Below are 17,564 nucleotides of genomic sequence, written 5' to 3'. Positions count from 1 at the left end.
GGTTGAGCTCCTTTCAGTCCAGCACGCCGCGGTCGGCCTTGATGGTCATGCGGGCCGCGCCGGCCCAGTACACGTCGGCTGCCCGTTCGATCAGCGAGGCTTGCATGCCGATCATGTCGCCGCGGTTCATCTCCGACGGAGTGCGGCCGGTGACCATCACGTCGTAGGCCAGCCGGCACACCCGCTCGATAGACACCGCGCGATACACGGCGGCGGCCAGATCCTGCCCGGTGGCGATGACGCCGTGATTGGCCAGGATCACCAGGTTGGCCGAGCCGATCTGGCCGGCCAGTTCCGCTGCGCGCCAAGGGGCGTCGATCTCACCGTCGTACTTCTCCACCAGATACATGTCGTCGAGGAACAACGCGCCGGTCTGGTGGACGAGCTCGGGCAACACGCCAAGGGCGGCGATCAGGCTGACGTAGTAGGGATGGTTGTGGATCACCACCCGAGCGTCGGGACGCTGCCGGTGAATCTCGGTGTGCAGATGGATCGCCGGGGTGACATCCCAGCGGCCGCGGACCACATGAGCATCCTCGTCGACCATGCAGATGTCGGATGCGGTCAGTTCCTGCCACCACAGTCCCCACGGGTTGACGTACATGTCGCTTTGCCCGTCGGGCTGCCAGGTGATGTGCCCCGCCATGTTCTCGGCGAAGCCGATGTCGGCGAGGTGACGGAATGCCACCGCCATCTTCTGCTCGTCGGTGAGTTCGACGCCGATCGGTGGCGTCTTGGAAGGCGCCCACACGCCGAGGCCGCCCCGGCGCACTTCTGGTGTGGTCATGATCGCTCCAGTATCGACCGGATATTTTCGCGGAGTAGGCCTTTGGCGATCTTGCCGCCGGAGGATCTCGGAAGCTCGTCGAGCACCTCGAGCCGTTCGGGCAGCAGTTCCTTGGACACGCCCTGGGCCAGCAGGTGCTCGACAAGGTCGGGCAGTTCGAGGGTGTCGCCGGCTTTGGTGAGTTCGACGAAGACGCACACGCGTTCCCCGAAGAGGGGATCGGGCATCGACACTGCGGCAGCCACCGCGACGGCGGGGTGGGTGTCGACCACCTCCTCGACTGCCACCGCACTGATGTTCTTGCCGCCCCGCAGGATGAAGTCGGATGTGCGTCCGGCCAGGGTCAGGTAGCCGTCGCTGTCCAACTCGCAGATATCGCCCATCCGCATCCAGCCGTCCTTGGTGAACAACCTGTCGTGGTCGGTGCCGCCCAGGTAGCCGAGGCTGGTGGCCGGACCCCGGCAAACGGGCTGTCCGCGACCGGTTTCCGTCACATCGTCATCGCCGTCGAACAGGCGGACCTGCATCTCTGGGACGATCCGGCCCGCGGTGCGCAGCCGGTGGTGCAGCGAGTCCTTGAGCGTGGTGGCGCTGAGCAAGCCGGTCTCGTTGGAGCCGTAGAACTGCAGGATCGTGACGCCGGTCAGCTCTTCGAATTCGGCGGCCTGCGCATAGGGCAACGGCTCGCCGCCGGTGAAGACGACCCGCAAGCTGGACAAGTCGTATTCGCGGGAGGCCTGATTCGCCAGGAGCATCATCAATTGCGTACTCACACAACACAACACCGTGACGCGATGACGTTCGATCGCGGCGCACGTCGCGCTCGCGTCGAACCGTTCGATGCGTACGGTCGTCGCGCCCAGGTAGATCGGCGTGGTGTGGGAGGTCCAGATCCCGAACCCGAACGGGGTGGGAATGACAGGAAGGAAGACGTCGTCGGCGCGCAATTCGCCATTGGCGGCGGCCTTCTGGTGGAAGTAGTGCCAACGATTCTGGGTGTGCACGACACACTTGGGCAGCCCGGTGGTGCCCGAGGTCGAGTTGATGAGGAAGGTGTCGTCCGGGCCTACCGGCGAGAGTTCGTCCGCAGAGCCCGGGGACGTGTCCACCGTGAGGTCACCGGATCCGAGCACCAGGGCCTTCACCGAAGCGTCGGCTGCCGCCTCGGCGCCGTGCGCGGCCCGGGCCGCGTCGCTGACCAACAACGAAGGCTGAGCGGTCCGCATGATTTGCGCGGCCTCCCGGACCCCGGCGCGCGCTCCGAGTCCCACACTGACCGCACCGCAGCGTTCGATGGCCACCAGCAGGACGTGGATGGCGATGCTGTCGCTGTGCCAGACAGCCACCCGCTCACCGGGCATCACGCCAAGGCGGTGCAGCTGCGAGGCCAGGTTTGTGGCGGCGTTGTCGAACTCCGACCACGTCAGTGCCTGCTCCGGCGCGTCGAGAGTGAAGTCGACGTATGCCGGCTTGCCCGGCGAGGATGCGGCGTTGCGGCGAACGCACTCAGACAGAGTGGTGTCCGTCCACCAGCCCTCGGCCCGGTAGGTCGCCGCTTCGGCGCTGGTCGTGACAGCAGCGTCCACAGCCATCACCAAATCATATGAAAATAAGGCGCCGCGTCAATGGTCTCTCTGACGCACCATCGTGGGATCGACCGTTCCCGCAGATCCGGGGTAGTGCTGCGCATTGATCAGGTGGGCGGCGGCGAGGTCGTGGGCCAGCCGCGCATCCCCGGCATCGATGGCGTCGATCACCTGTCGGTGTTCCTCGAGGACCGCCAACCGCTCGTCGACAGGCACGATGCTGTGGTCGCTGACCTGTGTGGACCAGCCCTGTTCGTGTGCCGACCAGAGCGTCTCCAGTGCGCCCGCCAGCATGATCATGGTTTGGTTGCCGCAGTAAGCGACCAGTGCTTCGTGGTAGCGCCGACTCGCCGAGATGGCCCGCTCGAGATCGTCGGCGGCGTCGACGGCTTCAGCGTGCAGTTGGCGCAGCGCCGGGACGACGGCGCGCTTTCGGTCGACTCGCTCGGCGCACAGCGCTGCGCACGCCGGCTCCATCTGCCGAAGCGCCCCGCCGACGTCCGACAGGCTGACTTCCTGGGAGCCGAGCACCAAACCGATCGTGTAGGCGACGTTCGCGGCGTTGGGTCGGCGCACCACCGCGCCGCCCAACTTGCCGCGCCGCACGCGCAGCAATCCCTCGGCTTCCAGGATCCGCATGGCTTCGCGCAGCGACGGCTTGCTCACCGGGAACTCGCGCAGGAGTTCGTCCTCTGTGGGAAGGATGCTGCCGTCAGCGAGCTCACCCAGCAGAATGCGCCGTCGCAGGTGGTCGGCGATCTGCTCGGCGAGACGACGGAATTGAACAGTTGGCTCTGACACTGACCGGTTTTCTATCGTTCTTCCAAATCATCTGCATCGTACAAGCGTGAACTTGACGGCCGCGGTACCGGTCCCAGCTCCTATTGAGCGTCGACCAAAAGCCCTCCAGGACAATGACATCCATCCGCCGCGGCCCGGGTGACCACTTGGCGTCCAAGGGTGCGTCACAACCGTCCGCGCAGCCGGGTCGGCCGAAATGATCCAATGGGTGTAGCGTCAGCGGTGGCTGTGACTCTCAGCCGGTCTGGGACGGGTTTAGCTGTCCGCTGCACAACCCGAGGAGCGTCGGCTCCGGACCCTTACTTGCCGATATCTTCTGCGTGTCGGGATCACTCGTTGCTGAATCATGTGTGGCCCCTCCTCGCCATCAGCCCCATCGCCGGGATCTGACTGATCGCCACCAACGGATTCGCCGCTGTCGAACAGAACAGACTGTCGCATAACAACATTCACTACCTACGCACCACATTCACCACCTACGCACCACCCGAACCCAGGGAGCCGAAATGGCCACCACCACCGTCATCGTCATCGCGTTCTTGGTACTCGCCGCGATCCTTACCGCTGTCGCCCTCGGCTTTGTGATAGTCGGTAAGCGCAAGCAACACGGCCGCATTGAAGCTGGGACGATCCGCGCCGACGCCGCCGAAGAGTCGCACATCGTGGGTCAACGAGAATCGCTCGCTGACGAAACCGCGGCCCGCGCTCGCGTCGCTCAAGCCGAGGCAGACGTCAAGGTGGCGCACGCGGCAGGCCTCCAACACCAGGCCGACGCCCGTCGTAGCGACGCGGTGCACGCCCGTGACGAGGTGAACCGGCAGTACATGCGCGCCGATACGGTTGATCCGGATGTGCACACTCCCGACGCCGAGAATCCCGACGAGACACCGCGCGGGGAAGGTGAAACCGGCGCCGCACCAAACCCTCGGCCGATCGGCGGGGTCAGGTGACGGCGAGGGATCATCGCGTCGAGCATCGCCGGAAGAACCGGTGGTGACTCCGAATTCGGAGCATTGGAGTAACGTGCCGGGCTTGACGGGTGTCGTCGTACGCGACGGTGCCCACCTCGGATCGTCCGACCGCTCGTCTTCGGAGACTGACGCGGAGGTGGCCACGCGTTTCGAGCGGGATGCGATCCCCCTGATGAGAAACCTCTACGGCGGCGCGCTGCGGATGACGCGCAACCCTACCGACGCCGAGGATCTGGTGCAGGAGACCATGATCAAGGGTTACGTCGGGTTCCGATCGTTTCATGACGGGACGAATCTCAAGGCGTGGCTGTACCGGATCATGACCAACGCCTACATCACGACCTATCGCAAGAAGCAACGACAACCGCTGGAGTATCCGACCGACCTGATCACGGACTCGCAGCAGGCCTCGTCCGCCGAGCACACCTCGACCGGGCTGGCCTCCGCCGAGGTCGAGGCGCTGAATTCCCTACCGGATACTGAGATCGTCGCCGCTCTGCAAGCGTTACCCGAGGACTACCGGATGGCGGTCTACTACGCCGACGTCGAGGGCTTCCGGTACCGGGAAATCGCCGAAATCATGGCTATACCCCTCGGCACCGTGATGTCGCGGCTACACCGCGGACGACGACAGCTGCGTGCCCAGCTCAGCGACGTCGCCATACAACGCGGATTTGCCCGCGGGCAGCGGGATGACGTCAGGGGTGTTGCCTCGTAAGTCCCCGGCTCTCACCCGTTGTCCGCAGCGCCCGTTCGGGTAACTCGCTGTGCACCGCTGACGTACCAGGGTTTGGCGTGGCATGTCGTGGCGATGACCACGGTCGGTCAGGACGCGGACTGTGTGGACGGCGTCGAACTGCCGATAGTGCGGGTTGAGATTTCCCGGGTGTCGAGTCCGGGCGAACGTGCGCAGGCAATCCAGCCTTCGCCTCGGTGGTGGGCTTACTTGTGGGCGGGGCGCTTCAGCAGGTACTGCAGCCAGCGGACGTCGAGCAACATGAATCTCAAGCTAGGGCCCAAAAATAAGGTGGCGGCCCTCTAGCGGTAATACGTCGCTAAGAAAATTTGCCAGAGCGCCATTATGTTCCGGCTCGACACCGGCCCGCTCGATGGGTTTTGCCCCGCCAATCTGGCGATCAGCCTGCTCGACTGTTACTCGCTTGGAACCACTTCGTGTCCGTTTGCCAACGCATCCTCGACGCACGACCAGTAGCTGTGCTCCCGCTCGGTCAGGTGGTTGTCGATGATCGCGCCGAATGCCGCGGCCTCGCGGGCGAACCGGGTCGGGGCATTCGGCAGTGCGTCGGGACCCTCGAGCCGGAAGCAGCTCGGAGCCAGCGGGCCGAACAACAGGGCGCGCCGCAAGGCTGGCCAGTTCTCCAGCCGTGGCTCGACACCCGCGGCACGGGCGAACGCCACGGCCGCCAGATTCATCCGGGTTTTCCGCGGCCCGATGGCACGGCTGACGGCCACCGACGCGCGCTGGTCGGCGTCACTCGCGGCGTCGACCACACCGCCCCAGGTGTAGGCGATCCAGCGGGCCTGCAGCTCAAGGGGCACGAAGTAACCCCCCGACTGGTCCCACATCCCCATGAATGCCAGCCCCGGCAGGTCGGGATGGAAGGTGTAGCGGTCGGTGTCGAAGCCGCCACCGTCCAGGTTCAGGGTCGCCCGCACGTCGTCGCCCAGGAACGGCAGGCTCAGCGCGAAGCCGGTGCCGAACACAACGCCGTCGAACTCCTCGGCGTGCCCGTCGCCGAAGGTCACCGTGCTGCCGGCGACCGACCGCAGCCAGGGCCGGACGCTGATCGCCCCTTCTGCGACTGCCGGCAGATAATGCTGGCTGAGCGTCACGCCCGCGGCGAACAGCGACTCGGCAGGACGCGGGGCGCCGTACTGCTCAGGGCTGCCCACGGACTCGACCACGATCTCCTTGAGCTGACGATCGACCTCGGCGGGAGCCAAGGCTTCGTCGGCGAGCACTCCGTACCGGGTGAACATCCGGTGATCCGACGGCACGCCCGCGACGAACTTAGGTAGCACGTAGCGCTGCCGGCGGTGGGTCACCACAACGCGGGCGGCACCCCGACTGGCGAGCTCGGTGGCGATCTCCAGCGCGCTGACCGCGCACCCCGCGACCAACACCCGCTTGTCTCGATATGGCGACGGCCCCCGGTACTCGTATGAGGTGATCGCACCGGCCGAGCCGGTGAAACCGTCCAGGCCAGGAACGTGGGGCAGCACCGGGGTGTGGAATCTGCCGGTGGCCACCACCACCTTGTCGAAGGCCTCGTGCCCGCTGCCGTGGTTGACTAGCCACCCGCGACCGGTCTGGGTGACGGCCTCGACGCGAGTGCCGCATCGAATCCGCGACTTCAGGCCGAACAGGGCGGCATAGCGTTCCAGGTAGGCCAGGACATCGCGGGCCGACGGGAAGACGAGGTCGCCGTCGTGCGCGAGGTCGCTGAACGCGGTGAGGATGCGACTGGTGTTGGTATGCATGCCCGGCCACACGCCGCTTCGGCCGGCAGCCGCGGTCCACTGACCGCCCAGCGTCGGGCCCTGCTCGAAGATCGACGGCTCGAACCCTTGCGCCAGCAGCCAACGCGAGACCGCCAGCCCCGCAGGGCCGGCCCCGATCACCGCGACCGTCGCCGTCATCTGTGAAACTCTCCCACGTGCGGGCCGTCTCGATACGATCTTGTCGATTCCAGGGGAGGGGGCCTAGATGGCCGGTAGCACGGTAATTCCGGCGCTTGCGGGTGCGGCACTGATTGCGGCGGTCGGTCTGGCGAGTCCCGCGGTGGCGGAACCGCCCCCGACCCCTGGCATCGAGGTCGACGACGAAAGTGGCCGGTGCACAGCCGGTTTCGCCGCACAAGGCAATGATGGCAGTTACTACCTGCTGACCAGTGGGCACTGCGATGCGCACGATGGTTCGGATTGGACCTACGGCGGCGACGACACGGTGCTCGGGAAAATCAGTGCCAGCGAGGTCCACGGTGACAAGAGGGACGCCGCCATCATTCGCCTTGACCCCGGCGTCGGTGCCCCCAACGGGGACGTCGGCGGTCGTTATCAGGTGCGGGATGTGTTGAGCGCCAGTCAAATTAGCATTGGGATGCCGTTCTGCAAAGTGGGTGCAGTCACCGGGGAGACGTGCGGTGAGATCAAGGGCGTCGAGGGCGATGTGGTCGAGGCCAGCGTCTACAGCCTGGAGGGGGACAGCGGCAGTCCGGGCTTCGTGAAAAATCCCGACGGCACCGTGAGCGCGGTGGGCATCCTGATGTCCTCACCCGACGGTGACGACTACACGACGTACTTCACGATGGTGCAGCCCTTGCTCGGGCAGTGGGGATTGCGGATTCTGCCCTGACGCTAGCGGTAGATCGCCGGCCCGACGAGCCGTGCTCGCGAGGTCAGGCCGGCTGGCCGTACACCGCTACCAGGACCGATCGGTCCAGGCTGTTCACCGACCAGACGCCCATCGCGGTGTTGGCGCAGTTGGACATGATCGCGAAAGCGGCAGGGTCGTAGTACCACTGATTGATCACGTCCAGATTGTTGATCGCCAGTGCCGGATTGATGGCTACGGTTTGGGTGACCGTTCCCTTGAAACCGGCTGCGGCGGCGCGGCTCTGGGGTGTGGAGCCGTCGGATCCAAGATCGCCGTCCAGGGACCGGTTGTTGAGGACGTCGTCGGCGTGCCACTCCGCGGCCTGCGTCAGTGCGGGGTTCTTCTTGACGTCCCCGGTGCACCCTGCCTCGTGCTGGACGGTGTAGACGTTGGCGACTACACCGTTGTTGAGACGGGTGTTGTCGGCGTGCGCGACCGGTGCGGCCACGGCTGCCAGCAAGGTGGCCGCGCTCGCGGCGATACCGACCCGAATGCCTTTGTTTACCAACGTCTTTCCTTACTATGCGGACGGGACGTAGCCGGCTGCGGACTGCCGCAGCTGCCAGATCGCGGCGGGGCAGAGCTCTTGAGCGGACTGGCTGATCAGATACGACGCCTGGAACTCGTCTGTGGTGGAGAAGTCGGACTTGATGGTGTTGACCAGCTGGCCGTACTTCACGCCGGAATTGATCTGATCGCAGAGGCCATGGCCGTAGGCCAGGGCGGCGTCGGCGTTGGGGAAGTTGTAGCCGGGCCGGACGGTGACGTTGACCAGGTAGCCGATGTCATCGGCATGCGCCGGCTGGGCGGTGGCGAGCACGCTCAGCGTGCCCAATGTGGCCAAGGCGCCGGCGACGAGCAGACGAGGTGCAGCGATAGGCATTGCCATATTGTGTCCCATCGATGATCGGCGCAGGTCGGCGGAGCGCAGGGGATCGGCGCAATATACATCGACGCTGCTTGCCGTGATCTAGTATTCGGCCCATGATTCGGCCGATCCACGCGGTGTCGATGGCGTTTATGTTGGCTCTCAGCGGCTTCGCCGCAGGGGCCGTCGCGCATGCCGGACCCCTTCCGCCGTGCACGTACACGCTCTCCCCGCCCGTGGTCGGGCCGAGCGGGGTGACCGCTACCGCGGAACTGGCGGGATGTGGGCCGGCCGGCGGTCCGTATTCGGCAGTGGCCTGCCTGCTGGGGGCTGACGGTGTCACGCACTGCGCGCAGGCGCACGGAGCGGATCCCGCGGTGATCTCGGTGCCGTACAAGCCCGGCGCGACGTACACCGCGACCGGCCGTGGCTGTCCGATATGGCTCGGGCAGAATCCTGCGCCTGATTGCCAGCTCCTTGGCCCGTTCACCGCAACTCTCTAAGCGGTAATGACGTGTCGATCGACAAGGCCGCGGTAATCGCGGGCAGTATCCGGCTTGCCTCCGGCGTCCACTTCCTGGTCGACCCGATGGGTGCCAACAGACTTTGGGGTGAGCCCAACGACCCCGGGCCGTCGGCTCGGCTGCTGCTGCGGTCGATGGGCTATCGCGACGCGCTGATCGGCGGACTGCTGCTGTCGGCGGGGCTTCGCGGCCGCAACACCCGGGGCTGGTTCCTTGCCTCGGGCGGCGCTGATGCCGCCGACCTGCTGGGCGGGTCGAGCGTGCACAGCGATCTGACCCGTGGCCAGCAGATCATCGGGCTCGGCGGTGCGGTGGTCGGCATCGGCGTCGGCCTGTGGGGCGCCACCCGGCGCCGTAAGACCGCGCCAGAGGTAGCTCCCTAATCCCACGTTGCATGCGAGATCCCTGGTGGCCGGCACAACCCGATCGACTATCAACGCTTCGAGAAGCGCTGAAGGGACAGCCATGCAGATGTGGGAACTGGTCGCCCGCGAACGGATCCGTGACACCCTCGCGCTCTACAACTGGTCCGGTGACGCGGGACGCATCGAGGATCTGACCCAAACCTTTTGTCCGGACGGCAAACTCGAGGTGCGCGGCACCGTCGCGGCTGCCGGCCGCGCGGCGATCGCCGAGTTCCTAGGCGGGGTCACCGTCCCGTCGGCCGACGCTGGGGTCAAGCGGATCGTCCGGCACACCCTGACCAACATCCGGTTCACCGAGCTGACTCCTGAGCGCGCGCAGGTGTCGTCGTACTTCACGGTGTTCACCGAGATGGGCCTGGACCATTACGGCCGATACCGCGACGTATTCGCCCCGGTCGGTCAGCACTGGTTGATCTCCCACCGCTTCGTTTCGACCGACTGGCGTGCGCCGAACTCGACGATGGCGGCACCGTCGTCAGTGTTCTGATCACCCATCAAGTTCATCGAGTCTGCGCCCGGTGAATCGAGTCTGCCGACAGATCGCAGAATTGGCCAAAATCTCGATCTGACCGCAGACTCGATGCCCCGGGCCCTCAGGCCTGCAGACCCGACGCCATCGCGTTGCCGAACGCGATCAGGGCGACTCGGCCGATGGCCAGGGTGGCCTCGTCGAAATCGTTGTTGTCGCGGTAGGCCAGCTCGAGCATTCGGTCGGCCATCTCGACGCCGACCTGCATGGCCCGCGGGTCGGTCTCGCCGGGGATGAGCCCGGCAGTCACGAGGATGTCGTGCAGCCGGTTGGCCAGGGTGCGCATCCTGGCGTGGACGTGACTGGTGACCGTGGGGGAGGTGCGCCCGCCCAACCACAGCCCGGCCGCGCTCGGATGTTTGCGGTAATAGTCGACATGCAGGTCGAGCTCGCTATTGAGCAAATCGGCGATCGACGTAATCTGCCAAGTCTGCTCGGCCGCTACGCAGCGGGCGTCGATCTCGGCGCAGTGCCGTTCCATCAGCTCATCGAAGATGGCGTCGCGGTCGGCGAAGAACCGGTACAGCGAGGGATAGGACACCCCGGCGCGGTCGGCGATCGTGCGAGTGGTCGCGGCGTCCACGCCCTGCTCGTCGGCGATGGCCGCGGCCGCATCGAGAATTCGCTCCACGGTCTGGCGGCTGCGGGCCTGGACGGGCGCCCGCCGCGGAACCGACACCGTGGTCATCGCCTACCTCCCGGGAACTCTTGACAGCTGTCGGCGAAACTATAACACTATTCGCGTTATAGTTTTGCTGTTCGAACCGGAGAGTGCCCCGATGACCGTGAACTCCCTCAGCCAGGCCCGCCCAACACAGCCGCTCCGCGGCCACGTCGATGTGCTGATCGTCGGTGCCGGGATCTCCGGCCTCGGACTGGGCCACTACCTGGTGACCCAGCAGCCCGGAAAGACGTTTGCGATCGCCGACAGCCGTGACGCGATCGGCGGCACCTGGGATCTGTTCCGGTACCCCGGCATCCGGTCGGACTCCGACCTGCACACCTTTGGCTACGAGTTCAAGCCGTGGACTTCGGACAACGCGATCGCCGACGCCCACGAGATCCTCGACTACCTGCACGAGGTCATCGATGAGGACGACTTGGCCCGCCGAATCTATCTGCGGCACAAGGTGGTGCGAGCCGACTTCGATTCGGATGCCGCGCGGTGGACGGTCACGCTGGAACGCGACGGCGAGCAGTCCGAGGTGACCTGCGACTGGTTGTTCGGCGCGACCGGCTATTACGACTACGCCGGTGGGCACCGCCCACAGTTCGAGGGCGAAGAGGACTTCGAAGGTCTGATCGTGCACCCGCAGTCCTGGCCGGAGGACCTCGACTACGCGGGTAAGAAGGTCGTCGTCATCGGTAGTGGCGCAACCGCGGTCACGTTGATTCCCGCGATGGCCGGCGATGTCGAACACATCACCATGCTGCAGCGCTCGCCCTCCTACGTGATGCCGCAGCCACGCAAGGACCCGATCGCCAACTCGTTGCGAAAGGTGTTGCCGGCCAAAGCCGCCTATGCCGCGACGCGGCGGTTCAACATCGGCAAAGGCCGATTCATCTACAACCTGTGCCAGCGCAATCCGAAGCTTGCCCGCCGCATCATCCACGCGATCAACGTCAAGGCATTGCCCGAAGGCTACGACGTCGACACCCACTTCAAACCCACCTACAACCCGTGGGATCAACGCTTGTGTGCGGTGCCCGACGCGGACCTGTTTCGCTCTATTGCGCGGGGCAAGGCTTCGGTGGTGACCGACCGGATCGCTCGCTTCACCAAGAGCGGCATCCTGCTGGAATCCGGTGCGACGCTGGAGGCCGACATCATCGTCACCGCAACCGGTTTGAAGCTGCTTCCGTTCGGGGGCATCCAGGTCGCCGTCGACGGTGAGGTCAAGGATGTCCACCAGTCGCTGGTCTACAAGAGCTTCATGCTCTCCGATATCCCTAACCTGGCGTTCGCCTTCGGCTACACCAACTCGTCGTGGACCCTGAAGGTCGGGCTGGTCTGCGAACACCTGTGTCGCCTCATGGGGTACATGGATCGGCACGGCTACAGCACTGTCGTTCCCGTGGTGGACAATCCGATGATCGAGAAGCGCCCCATGCTGGACTTCTCCGCCGGCTATATCCAGCGCTCGGTCGACCTCTTTCCGCAACAGGGCACGAGCGGGCCCTGGACGGTCGAGATGGACTACTGGTCTGACCATTCCCGGCTGCGCAAGGGTGCGGTCGACGATCCGGCGCTGCGTTTCGGCACCACGGTTGCGGCGCCGGCGGTTTCGGCATCGGGCGCGACCACGGCATGAGCAGGCCTGCCTTTATCGAGGTCGACGGGCGGCGCACCCGGGTTCGGGCCGACGGCGATCCGGCTAACCCGCCGGTGCTGCTGGTGCACGGCATCGGGCGCAGCATGGAGGACTGGGCTCCCCAGTACGAACGGCTGGCGGGCTCCTACCGGACGATCGCCGTCGATGTTCCCGGCTTCGGATTTTCCGAACGAACCACGGAACCAATCACATTGGTGAGGCTGGCGCGCGGCGTCGCCAGCACCCTCGACACGCTGGGCGAGACCCGTCCCCTGCACGTCGTCGGCAACTCACTGGGTGGGGCGATCGCCCAGCAGCTGCTGGTCGAACAGCCTGACCGGGTCGCCAGCCTGTCGTTGATCAACAGCGCGGGCTTCGGCAGCGAGGTCACCCTGTTGCTGCGCATGCTCACCATGCCGGTGCTCGGCCCGATGAGCATCCGAAAGCCCAACCGAATGAGTGCCGTGTTGTTCGAGCGTGCGATCCACGCCGACAAATCGGTGGCTACCAAGGAGCGCATCGATCACGCGTTCACCGTCGGGTCGCAGCCCGGCGCCGGCGCCGTAATGCGCGAAGCCGCAATCGAACTGGGGTCGCCGCGCGGGGTGAGACCTGAGTGGCGCCGCGAACTGGCCGCCGGCGTGGCCCGCACGCCCCGCCCGACGCTGATCATCTGGGGCAGCCAGGACCGCATCCTGCCGGCACACCACATCGAGGAGGCGATGCGGGTCTACCCGCACGCCGAGGTGCATCTGCTCAACGGGGTCGGCCACATGCCCCAAATCGAATGCCCGAAGCGATTCGCCGACCTGCTGCTGCCATTCCTGGCGCGGGCCAGCGACTGATCAGCGGGTGCTGATCAGTCGGGTCACCGCGCGCATCACCTGACGGCTGGCCGCATGCTTGAGCCGGTCGGGCAGCGGCGGCGTCAGCGGAGTTGCTGTGCCCAGTCGGGGAAACAACCGCAGAGCATTGCCGCGGTCGATCGCGTCACGCTGCGGGGCGTCCAGTCCCGGATAGGTCTCCAACCCGGCGGTGAACATCGCGCCGGCCACCACCGGTGCGAAGGGGAAGTCGGACCCGAAGGTGATGTGTCCCGGTTTCGCGAACGCGAGCAGCGTCGGCAGGGCGGCCGCGCTGGACGACAACGCGGTGTCGAAATAGAAGCTCGCGAAATCGTCCAGGCTGTCGGCGGCGCTGCGCCCGATATCGCTCATGATCGCCAGCGCCATGCGGTGTGAGGCGTAGGGCACGAAACCGCCTGCGTGGCTCAGGATGAACTTGATGTTCGGATACTTCTGCCGAATACTGTTGCGCACCAGGAGATATGCGGCGCGCGTGGTGTCCAGCAGGAAGTCGGTGGCGAACGGCGGTACTCCGGACACCGGCGGCCCGGGCAGATCCGCGGGGTGGATGAACACGACCGCCGACCGCTGGTCGAGGGTGGCGAACAGGTCGTCCTGGCCGTCCTCGCCGAGGTACACACCGGCGTTGTTGGCCAGTAGCACCACCCCGTCGGCGTGAAGTTCGTCGAGAGCGCGGGCAGCCTCGGCGGCCGCTTCCCGGATGTGGGGCAGCGGCACCGTGGCGAAGAACCCGAACCGATCCGGTTGGGCCGCAACCGCAGATGCGAGGTAATCGTTGATGTCACGAGCCAGCGCAGCGGCGTCGGCGGCCGCGGGGAGAAACGAGGTGCCGGGCGTCGATACCGACAGGATCGCGGTGGAGACGTCCAGCGTGGCCATTGCGTCCAGCGCTGCCTCCGGGCTCCACTCGGGCATTTCGCGGCCGCCGGCCTCGCCGACTCCGGCTTTCCGCAACGCCGCGCGGTAGCCGGCGGGAATGGCGTGGGCGTGGGTGTCGATGCGTGCCATGGTGCGGTCCTCTTCAGTCGTCAGCGATACCGGCTCCGGCCAATGCCGGCACGGTGTCTTCGCGGTGCAGCACCGACTGCGCGCCAGTCTTGAATCGCCCGAACAGGTCGACGATATTCTGCCCCTGCGGGGTGTGCCCCCACATGCTGATGCCTTGATGAGTGGTTGGTTCCCAGGTCGATTCGTCGACGACGATCGGATTCCAGCCCACCTCCCACTCGAAGCCCGACGGGCTGACCGCGTAGAACGACAGTTCCTTGTCGTTGGTGTGCTGGCCGACCGACAGCGCGATATCGAACCCGAGTTCTTTGACCCGGTGATGAGCTGTGGTCATGTCGTACAACTCGGCGACCTGTATGTTGCAGTGCTGGATTCGCGTGCGAATCGGGTTGAGCGGCAGGCGTGTCGTCGCGGCGATCGCGACCGTGTGATGCCGTTCGTTGACCCGCAGGAACCTGATCTTGAACTTCAGGCCGCTGATCGTCTCGTCGATGTAGTCGGAGAGCCGCGCGTCGAACACGGTGCTGTAGTAACCGCGCATCTGGTACGGATTCTTGGTGGCGATGGCGACATGACCCATCCCGGCCGCCCCGGTGACGAATCCGCCACCGGCACCTAGCCGCAACGGTTCACATCCGCTGTGCGGACTGACATAGATCTCCTGGTCCAGTCCGTTGGGGCCGGGGAACCGGGCGAACCGCTCCACACCGCGCAGCGCGGCCTCTTCGGCGGAACCCTCGCTCACCGGCACCCCGTGGCTGCGTACGCGTGCCTCGATGGTCTCGAACGTGGCGTGATCGTCGACCTCCCAGCCCAGTGCGGTGGTGTCCTCGGCGGATCCACGGTGCAGCAGGAAGCGGCAGGTGTTGTCATCCAGACGAAACCGCAGCACATCGCTGTGGGTTTCGTCGAGATGCATGCCGATGGCATCGCGGCCGAACCTGCGCCAGTCGGCGAATTTCTCGGTCTCGATGACGAGGTAGCCCAGGTGAACCTTGCCGAACACTGTCATGCGACGGCCAATGTCGAAGCAGGGGAGAGGAAGTCGGTGACAAGCTGGTTGAACAACTCCGCGCGTTCCCACTGCATCCAGTGTCCGGTGTGCGACGTCATGACCAGCTCTGCGTTGGGCATGAGGCGCTGCAGCAGCGGGCCGCCCGAGGGTCGGTTGACCTTGTCGTCGCGGCCCCACAGGACGAGCGTGGGATTGGGCACTTGCCGGATGCGCTTATCCCGGGTCAGGTCCATGCGCCACAGCGTGCGTAACCCCGACGGTCGCTGTAGCGGCGGGTTGGCCACCACCTCCGGATCCAGCGATGCCCGGTAGCGCAGCTCGATGAGGTCCTCGGGGACTGCGGCACCGTCATACACGAGGTAGGTGCGGATGAAGTCCGCCAGCTTCTCTCGGCTCGGGCCGTCGCCGCCGTAGTACGACAGCAGGCTTTTCAACCCGGCGGTGGGCAGGCCCCGGGTGGTCCCGATACCGCCCGGCCCCATCAGGACGAGCCGTCCGACCCGTTGCGGAGTGTCCAGCGTCAGGCGCAGCGCGGCCGCACCGCCATAGGAGTTGCCCACCAGATGGGCTGACTGCAAACCCAATTCGTCGAGCAGCCCGCGCACCATGTCGGCGAGGTAGCCGAACGGGTCGGCGTGATCGAGGTACTTGCTTGACTGCCCGTACCCCGGCATGTCGGGCACTACCACCCGGAACTGGCGGGCCAAGGCGTCGACGTTGCGCGAATAGTTCGACAGACCGGATGCGCCCGGGCCGCCGCCATGCAGCAACACCACCGCCGGTCGGTCACCCCCGGAGTCGGCTGTGAAGATGTCGGCGCCCTTGACCCGCACCGTGTATTCGGATGTCAACTGCGTCATGCGTAGTCCTTTTCTCGTCTGAACGGCGCGGTGAATCCGCTCGGTGGTGGGGGCAGCGGTTGGCCGTTGCTGCATGCGGCGTAGACGAATCCGTCCGGCCGAACGGCTACGACCGCTGCCTTCTTCGACTCCAGCCAGGCGGTCAGCTTGCCGTCGCGGTCGACGATGCGATCGGCGCCCGGAGTGCCGCCGCAGGGGGCAACTCTCAATGCCGAGATACCGGCGGACCGCCACGCCTGGAAGGGCTGTTCCAAGCCGGTGTGCAGCACCACCCATCGGCCGCCGACGACATCGTCGAGGCGTACGTGGTCGCCCTTTTCATCGAGGACCCACGGCTGAGGGATCAGCCAACCTGTGGCCGGGTTGCCGTTCTGGGCGAGCAGCCCTGTGCGGTAGCGCGCGTCGGGCAGCCAGCGGTTGTTGCGAAGCCAGCTCGTGAAGGCGGGGAACTTACCGGCGAAGCGAAAGACGCGATTGCGCAGGGCCGCACGAATAGCGTTGCGCTCAATGATGATGTCGCCGACTTTCACCGCGCGGTTCGTCACGTCTTTGACATGCGGCAGCCGCTCAGTCTGATACGTGTCGAGCACCGAATCCGGGAGAGACTTGGATAACACGGCGTGCAGTTTCCAGCACAGGTTCGCCACGTCGCGTACCCCTGCGCACATGCCCTGACCGATCCACGGCGGCATCGCGTGCGCGGCGTCTCCGGCGAGGAAGACCCGGCCCGCCCGCCACCGGTCGGCGAACCGGACGTGGTGGTTGTAGCAGGCGCAGCCGATGATCGCGACATTCGCCTTCGTAATACCTTGGCCGGCAAGGACATGCCAGATCGCTTCGTCGGTGAGGAGGTCTTTCTCGTCCTCCTGATCGCGCACCGGGAACTCCCACCGATGGTGTCCCAACGGGGTGGGGCAGTCGACGGTGGGTCGCGCGGGGTTGCAGTGGAAACGCAGGCGATCGTGGCCGGGCCATTCCTCGAGGACCTTGGTGTCGATCACAATCCAGCGCTGCGAATAGGTCTTACCGGTGAAGCCGATACCCAGCTGCCCCCGAATGGCACTCGAGCCGCCGTCGGCGGCGATCACATACGTGGCCCGGATGCGCTTGAACTCGTCGCGGGTGAGGTCGGCGAGCATCAACTCGACCGAGTCGGGGTGCTGGACGAGGCGCAGACAGTCGTACTCGAGCAGGACCGAGACGTTAGGAAAGCGGTCGACGCCGTCGCGTAGCGTCCGGTCGACGGCAGGTTGGTAGATGAACTGTTGGGGTGGGTGCCCGTTACCGCGGTCCGCGGGGAGCAGCTTGATGATGGAGACGCCGGCGGGGTCGACGAAGTTGGCTCCTGCGCCGGGCTGCATATCGGCGTTGAGCCGGTCGGCCAGTCCGACCTGCTGCCAGATGCGCATCACCTCCTCATCGGTCGAGATGGCGCGAGCCCGGAAGTAGATATCCCGATCACGTTCTATGACAACGACATTGAGGCCGAACTGGCCTAGCAGGTTGGCGGCGGTGGCGCCGACCGGACCGTAGCCGACGATCGCGACGTCGTAGTTGGCTTCGTCACTCATGGCTGGCTCTCATCCGTGGTCCTCGTCGACCTGGGCTTGTTCTG

At 65.8% G+C, this 17,564-nt stretch carries 19 protein-coding genes; 8 read left to right on the top strand and 11 right to left on the bottom strand.

Going from position 1 to position 17,564, the window contains the following annotated elements; genetic code table 11:
• Nucleotides 1-13: 13 nt before the first annotated feature.
• The 3 genes from CG716_RS03635 to CG716_RS03625 are packed head-to-tail and all read right to left on the bottom strand — an operon-like array spanning nucleotide 14 to nucleotide 3,174.
• Entirely contained in the window at nucleotides 14-787 is a 774-nt protein-coding gene (locus CG716_RS03635) for a class II aldolase/adducin family protein (RefSeq protein ID WP_094476499.1), read from the bottom strand.
• Nucleotides 784-2,379, bottom strand: a complete 1,596-nt coding sequence (locus CG716_RS03630) for a class I adenylate-forming enzyme family protein (protein WP_094476497.1) — start codon at nucleotides 2,377-2,379, stop codon at nucleotides 784-786. The genes CG716_RS03635 and CG716_RS03630 overlap by 4 nt, the downstream gene beginning before the upstream one ends.
• Before the next feature lie 30 nt (nucleotides 2,380-2,409).
• A complete protein-coding gene (locus CG716_RS03625) occupies nucleotides 2,410-3,174 on the bottom strand; it encodes a FadR/GntR family transcriptional regulator (RefSeq protein ID WP_094476495.1) in 765 nt (254 codons plus the stop codon).
• 506 nt (nucleotides 3,175-3,680) lie between these two features.
• On the opposite strand from CG716_RS03625, the gene CG716_RS30055 reads away from it, so the two are divergent.
• Together CG716_RS30055 and CG716_RS03615 are read left to right on the top strand one after the other, a co-directional pair.
• Complete coding sequence (locus CG716_RS30055; RefSeq protein ID WP_165774008.1) at nucleotides 3,681-4,124, top strand: hypothetical protein; 444 nt, start codon at nucleotides 3,681-3,683, stop codon at nucleotides 4,122-4,124.
• On the top strand, nucleotides 4,024-4,863 hold the full coding sequence (locus CG716_RS03615; RefSeq protein ID WP_094476491.1) for a sigma-70 family RNA polymerase sigma factor: 840 nt from the start codon (nucleotides 4,024-4,026) through the stop codon (nucleotides 4,861-4,863). The genes CG716_RS30055 and CG716_RS03615 overlap by 101 nt, the downstream gene beginning before the upstream one ends.
• 434 nt (nucleotides 4,864-5,297) lie before the next feature.
• Here the strand turns inward: CG716_RS03615 and CG716_RS03605 are convergent, their stop codons facing one another.
• Nucleotides 5,298-6,806, bottom strand: coding sequence for a flavin-containing monooxygenase (locus CG716_RS03605; protein WP_094476487.1), 1,509 nt, complete (start codon nucleotides 6,804-6,806; stop codon nucleotides 5,298-5,300).
• A 67-nt stretch (nucleotides 6,807-6,873) separates the two neighbouring features.
• Between CG716_RS03605 and CG716_RS03600 the strand changes: the two genes are divergently transcribed.
• Complete coding sequence (locus tag CG716_RS03600; protein WP_094476485.1) at nucleotides 6,874-7,521, top strand: S1 family peptidase; 648 nt, start codon at nucleotides 6,874-6,876, stop codon at nucleotides 7,519-7,521.
• A gap of 43 nt (nucleotides 7,522-7,564) precedes the next feature.
• Here CG716_RS03600 and CG716_RS03595 read toward each other — a convergent pair whose 3' ends face one another.
• A complete protein-coding gene (locus tag CG716_RS03595; protein WP_094476645.1) occupies nucleotides 7,565-8,035 on the bottom strand; it encodes a CAP domain-containing protein in 471 nt (156 codons plus the stop codon).
• Nucleotides 8,036-8,062: 27 nt separating this feature from the next.
• Nucleotides 8,063-8,425 carry a DUF732 domain-containing protein gene (locus tag CG716_RS03590; RefSeq protein WP_094476483.1) on the bottom strand — a complete coding sequence of 121 codons (363 nt, stop codon included), beginning with the start codon at nucleotides 8,423-8,425 and terminating at the stop codon, nucleotides 8,063-8,065.
• 101 nt (nucleotides 8,426-8,526) lie between these two features.
• Here CG716_RS03590 and CG716_RS03585 point away from each other — a divergent pair, with 101 nt between their 5' ends.
• The 3 genes from CG716_RS03585 (at nucleotide 8,527) to CG716_RS03575 (ending at nucleotide 9,846) form a co-directional block, all read left to right on the top strand.
• Nucleotides 8,527-8,913 carry a hypothetical protein gene (locus tag CG716_RS03585; RefSeq protein WP_094476481.1) on the top strand — a complete coding sequence of 129 codons (387 nt, stop codon included), beginning with the start codon at nucleotides 8,527-8,529 and terminating at the stop codon, nucleotides 8,911-8,913.
• A gap of 11 nt (nucleotides 8,914-8,924) precedes the next feature.
• A complete protein-coding gene (locus tag CG716_RS03580) occupies nucleotides 8,925-9,317 on the top strand; it encodes a DUF4267 domain-containing protein (RefSeq protein ID WP_094476479.1) in 393 nt (130 codons plus the stop codon).
• 82 nt (nucleotides 9,318-9,399) lie between these two features.
• Nucleotides 9,400-9,846, top strand: a complete 447-nt coding sequence (locus CG716_RS03575) for a nuclear transport factor 2 family protein (protein ID WP_094476477.1) — start codon at nucleotides 9,400-9,402, stop codon at nucleotides 9,844-9,846.
• Nucleotides 9,847-9,952: 106 nt separating this feature from the next.
• Here CG716_RS03575 and CG716_RS03570 read toward each other — a convergent pair whose 3' ends face one another.
• Nucleotides 9,953-10,576, bottom strand: a complete 624-nt coding sequence (locus tag CG716_RS03570) for a TetR/AcrR family transcriptional regulator (protein WP_094476475.1) — start codon at nucleotides 10,574-10,576, stop codon at nucleotides 9,953-9,955.
• 91 nt (nucleotides 10,577-10,667) lie between these two features.
• Between CG716_RS03570 and CG716_RS03565 the strand changes: the two genes are divergently transcribed.
• Together CG716_RS03565 and CG716_RS03560 are read left to right on the top strand one after the other, a co-directional pair.
• Complete coding sequence (locus tag CG716_RS03565) at nucleotides 10,668-12,200, top strand: flavin-containing monooxygenase (RefSeq protein WP_094476643.1); 1,533 nt, start codon at nucleotides 10,668-10,670, stop codon at nucleotides 12,198-12,200.
• Nucleotides 12,197-13,045, top strand: coding sequence for an alpha/beta fold hydrolase (locus CG716_RS03560; protein WP_094476473.1), 849 nt, complete (start codon nucleotides 12,197-12,199; stop codon nucleotides 13,043-13,045). Before CG716_RS03565 ends, CG716_RS03560 begins: the two co-directional genes overlap by 4 nt.
• On the opposite strand, the gene CG716_RS03555 is transcribed toward CG716_RS03560, so the two are convergent.
• From CG716_RS03555 to CG716_RS03540, 4 genes are read right to left on the bottom strand one after another with little or no spacing between them, the layout of a single operon-like run.
• On the bottom strand, nucleotides 13,046-14,074 hold the full coding sequence (locus CG716_RS03555) for an amidohydrolase family protein (protein WP_094476471.1): 1,029 nt from the start codon (nucleotides 14,072-14,074) through the stop codon (nucleotides 13,046-13,048).
• 13 nt (nucleotides 14,075-14,087) lie between these two features.
• Nucleotides 14,088-15,086, bottom strand: a complete 999-nt coding sequence (locus tag CG716_RS03550; RefSeq protein ID WP_094476469.1) for a VOC family protein — start codon at nucleotides 15,084-15,086, stop codon at nucleotides 14,088-14,090.
• On the bottom strand, nucleotides 15,083-15,949 hold the full coding sequence (locus CG716_RS03545) for an alpha/beta fold hydrolase (RefSeq protein WP_094476467.1): 867 nt from the start codon (nucleotides 15,947-15,949) through the stop codon (nucleotides 15,083-15,085). Before CG716_RS03545 ends, CG716_RS03550 begins: the two co-directional genes overlap by 4 nt.
• Nucleotides 15,946-17,520, bottom strand: coding sequence for a bifunctional 3-(3-hydroxy-phenyl)propionate/3-hydroxycinnamic acid hydroxylase (locus CG716_RS03540; protein WP_094476465.1), 1,575 nt, complete (start codon nucleotides 17,518-17,520; stop codon nucleotides 15,946-15,948). The genes CG716_RS03545 and CG716_RS03540 overlap by 4 nt, the downstream gene beginning before the upstream one ends.
• Between the last annotated feature and the right edge of the window lie 44 nt (nucleotides 17,521-17,564).

It is taken from the genome of Mycolicibacterium sphagni (assembly GCF_002250655.1).
Taxonomy (GTDB): domain Bacteria; phylum Actinomycetota; class Actinomycetes; order Mycobacteriales; family Mycobacteriaceae; genus Mycobacterium; species Mycobacterium sphagni.
This window is presented reverse-complemented; position numbering and strand designations above follow the sequence as displayed.

What these genes read in the sequence shown, in the direction of transcription:
- CG716_RS03555 (WP_094476471.1), bottom strand. Translation starts at nt 14,074, where the DNA reads ATGGCACGCATCGACACCCACGCCCACGCCATTCCCGCCGGCTACCGC.
- CG716_RS03560 (WP_094476473.1), top strand. Translation starts at nt 12,197, where the DNA reads ATGAGCAGGCCTGCCTTTATCGAGGTCGACGGGCGGCGCACCCGGGTT.
- CG716_RS03605 (WP_094476487.1), bottom strand. Translation starts at nt 6,806, where the DNA reads ATGACGGCGACGGTCGCGGTGATCGGGGCCGGCCCTGCGGGGCTGGCG.
- CG716_RS03550 (WP_094476469.1), bottom strand. Translation starts at nt 15,086, where the DNA reads ATGACAGTGTTCGGCAAGGTTCACCTGGGCTACCTCGTCATCGAGACC.
- CG716_RS03565 (WP_094476643.1), top strand. Translation starts at nt 10,668, where the DNA reads ATGACCGTGAACTCCCTCAGCCAGGCCCGCCCAACACAGCCGCTCCGC.
- CG716_RS03540 (WP_094476465.1), bottom strand. Translation starts at nt 17,520, where the DNA reads ATGAGTGACGAAGCCAACTACGACGTCGCGATCGTCGGCTACGGTCCG.
- CG716_RS03590 (WP_094476483.1), bottom strand. Translation starts at nt 8,425, where the DNA reads ATGCCTATCGCTGCACCTCGTCTGCTCGTCGCCGGCGCCTTGGCCACA.
- CG716_RS03545 (WP_094476467.1), bottom strand. Translation starts at nt 15,949, where the DNA reads ATGACGCAGTTGACATCCGAATACACGGTGCGGGTCAAGGGCGCCGAC.
- CG716_RS03575 (WP_094476477.1), top strand. Translation starts at nt 9,400, where the DNA reads ATGCAGATGTGGGAACTGGTCGCCCGCGAACGGATCCGTGACACCCTC.
- CG716_RS03600 (WP_094476485.1), top strand. Translation starts at nt 6,874, where the DNA reads ATGGCCGGTAGCACGGTAATTCCGGCGCTTGCGGGTGCGGCACTGATT.
- CG716_RS03635 (WP_094476499.1), bottom strand. Translation starts at nt 787, where the DNA reads ATGACCACACCAGAAGTGCGCCGGGGCGGCCTCGGCGTGTGGGCGCCT.
- CG716_RS03615 (WP_094476491.1), top strand. Translation starts at nt 4,024, where the DNA reads ATGTGCACACTCCCGACGCCGAGAATCCCGACGAGACACCGCGCGGGG.
- CG716_RS03630 (WP_094476497.1), bottom strand. Translation starts at nt 2,379, where the DNA reads ATGGCTGTGGACGCTGCTGTCACGACCAGCGCCGAAGCGGCGACCTAC.
- CG716_RS30055 (WP_165774008.1), top strand. Translation starts at nt 3,681, where the DNA reads ATGGCCACCACCACCGTCATCGTCATCGCGTTCTTGGTACTCGCCGCG.
- CG716_RS03570 (WP_094476475.1), bottom strand. Translation starts at nt 10,576, where the DNA reads ATGACCACGGTGTCGGTTCCGCGGCGGGCGCCCGTCCAGGCCCGCAGC.
- CG716_RS03585 (WP_094476481.1), top strand. Translation starts at nt 8,527, where the DNA reads ATGATTCGGCCGATCCACGCGGTGTCGATGGCGTTTATGTTGGCTCTC.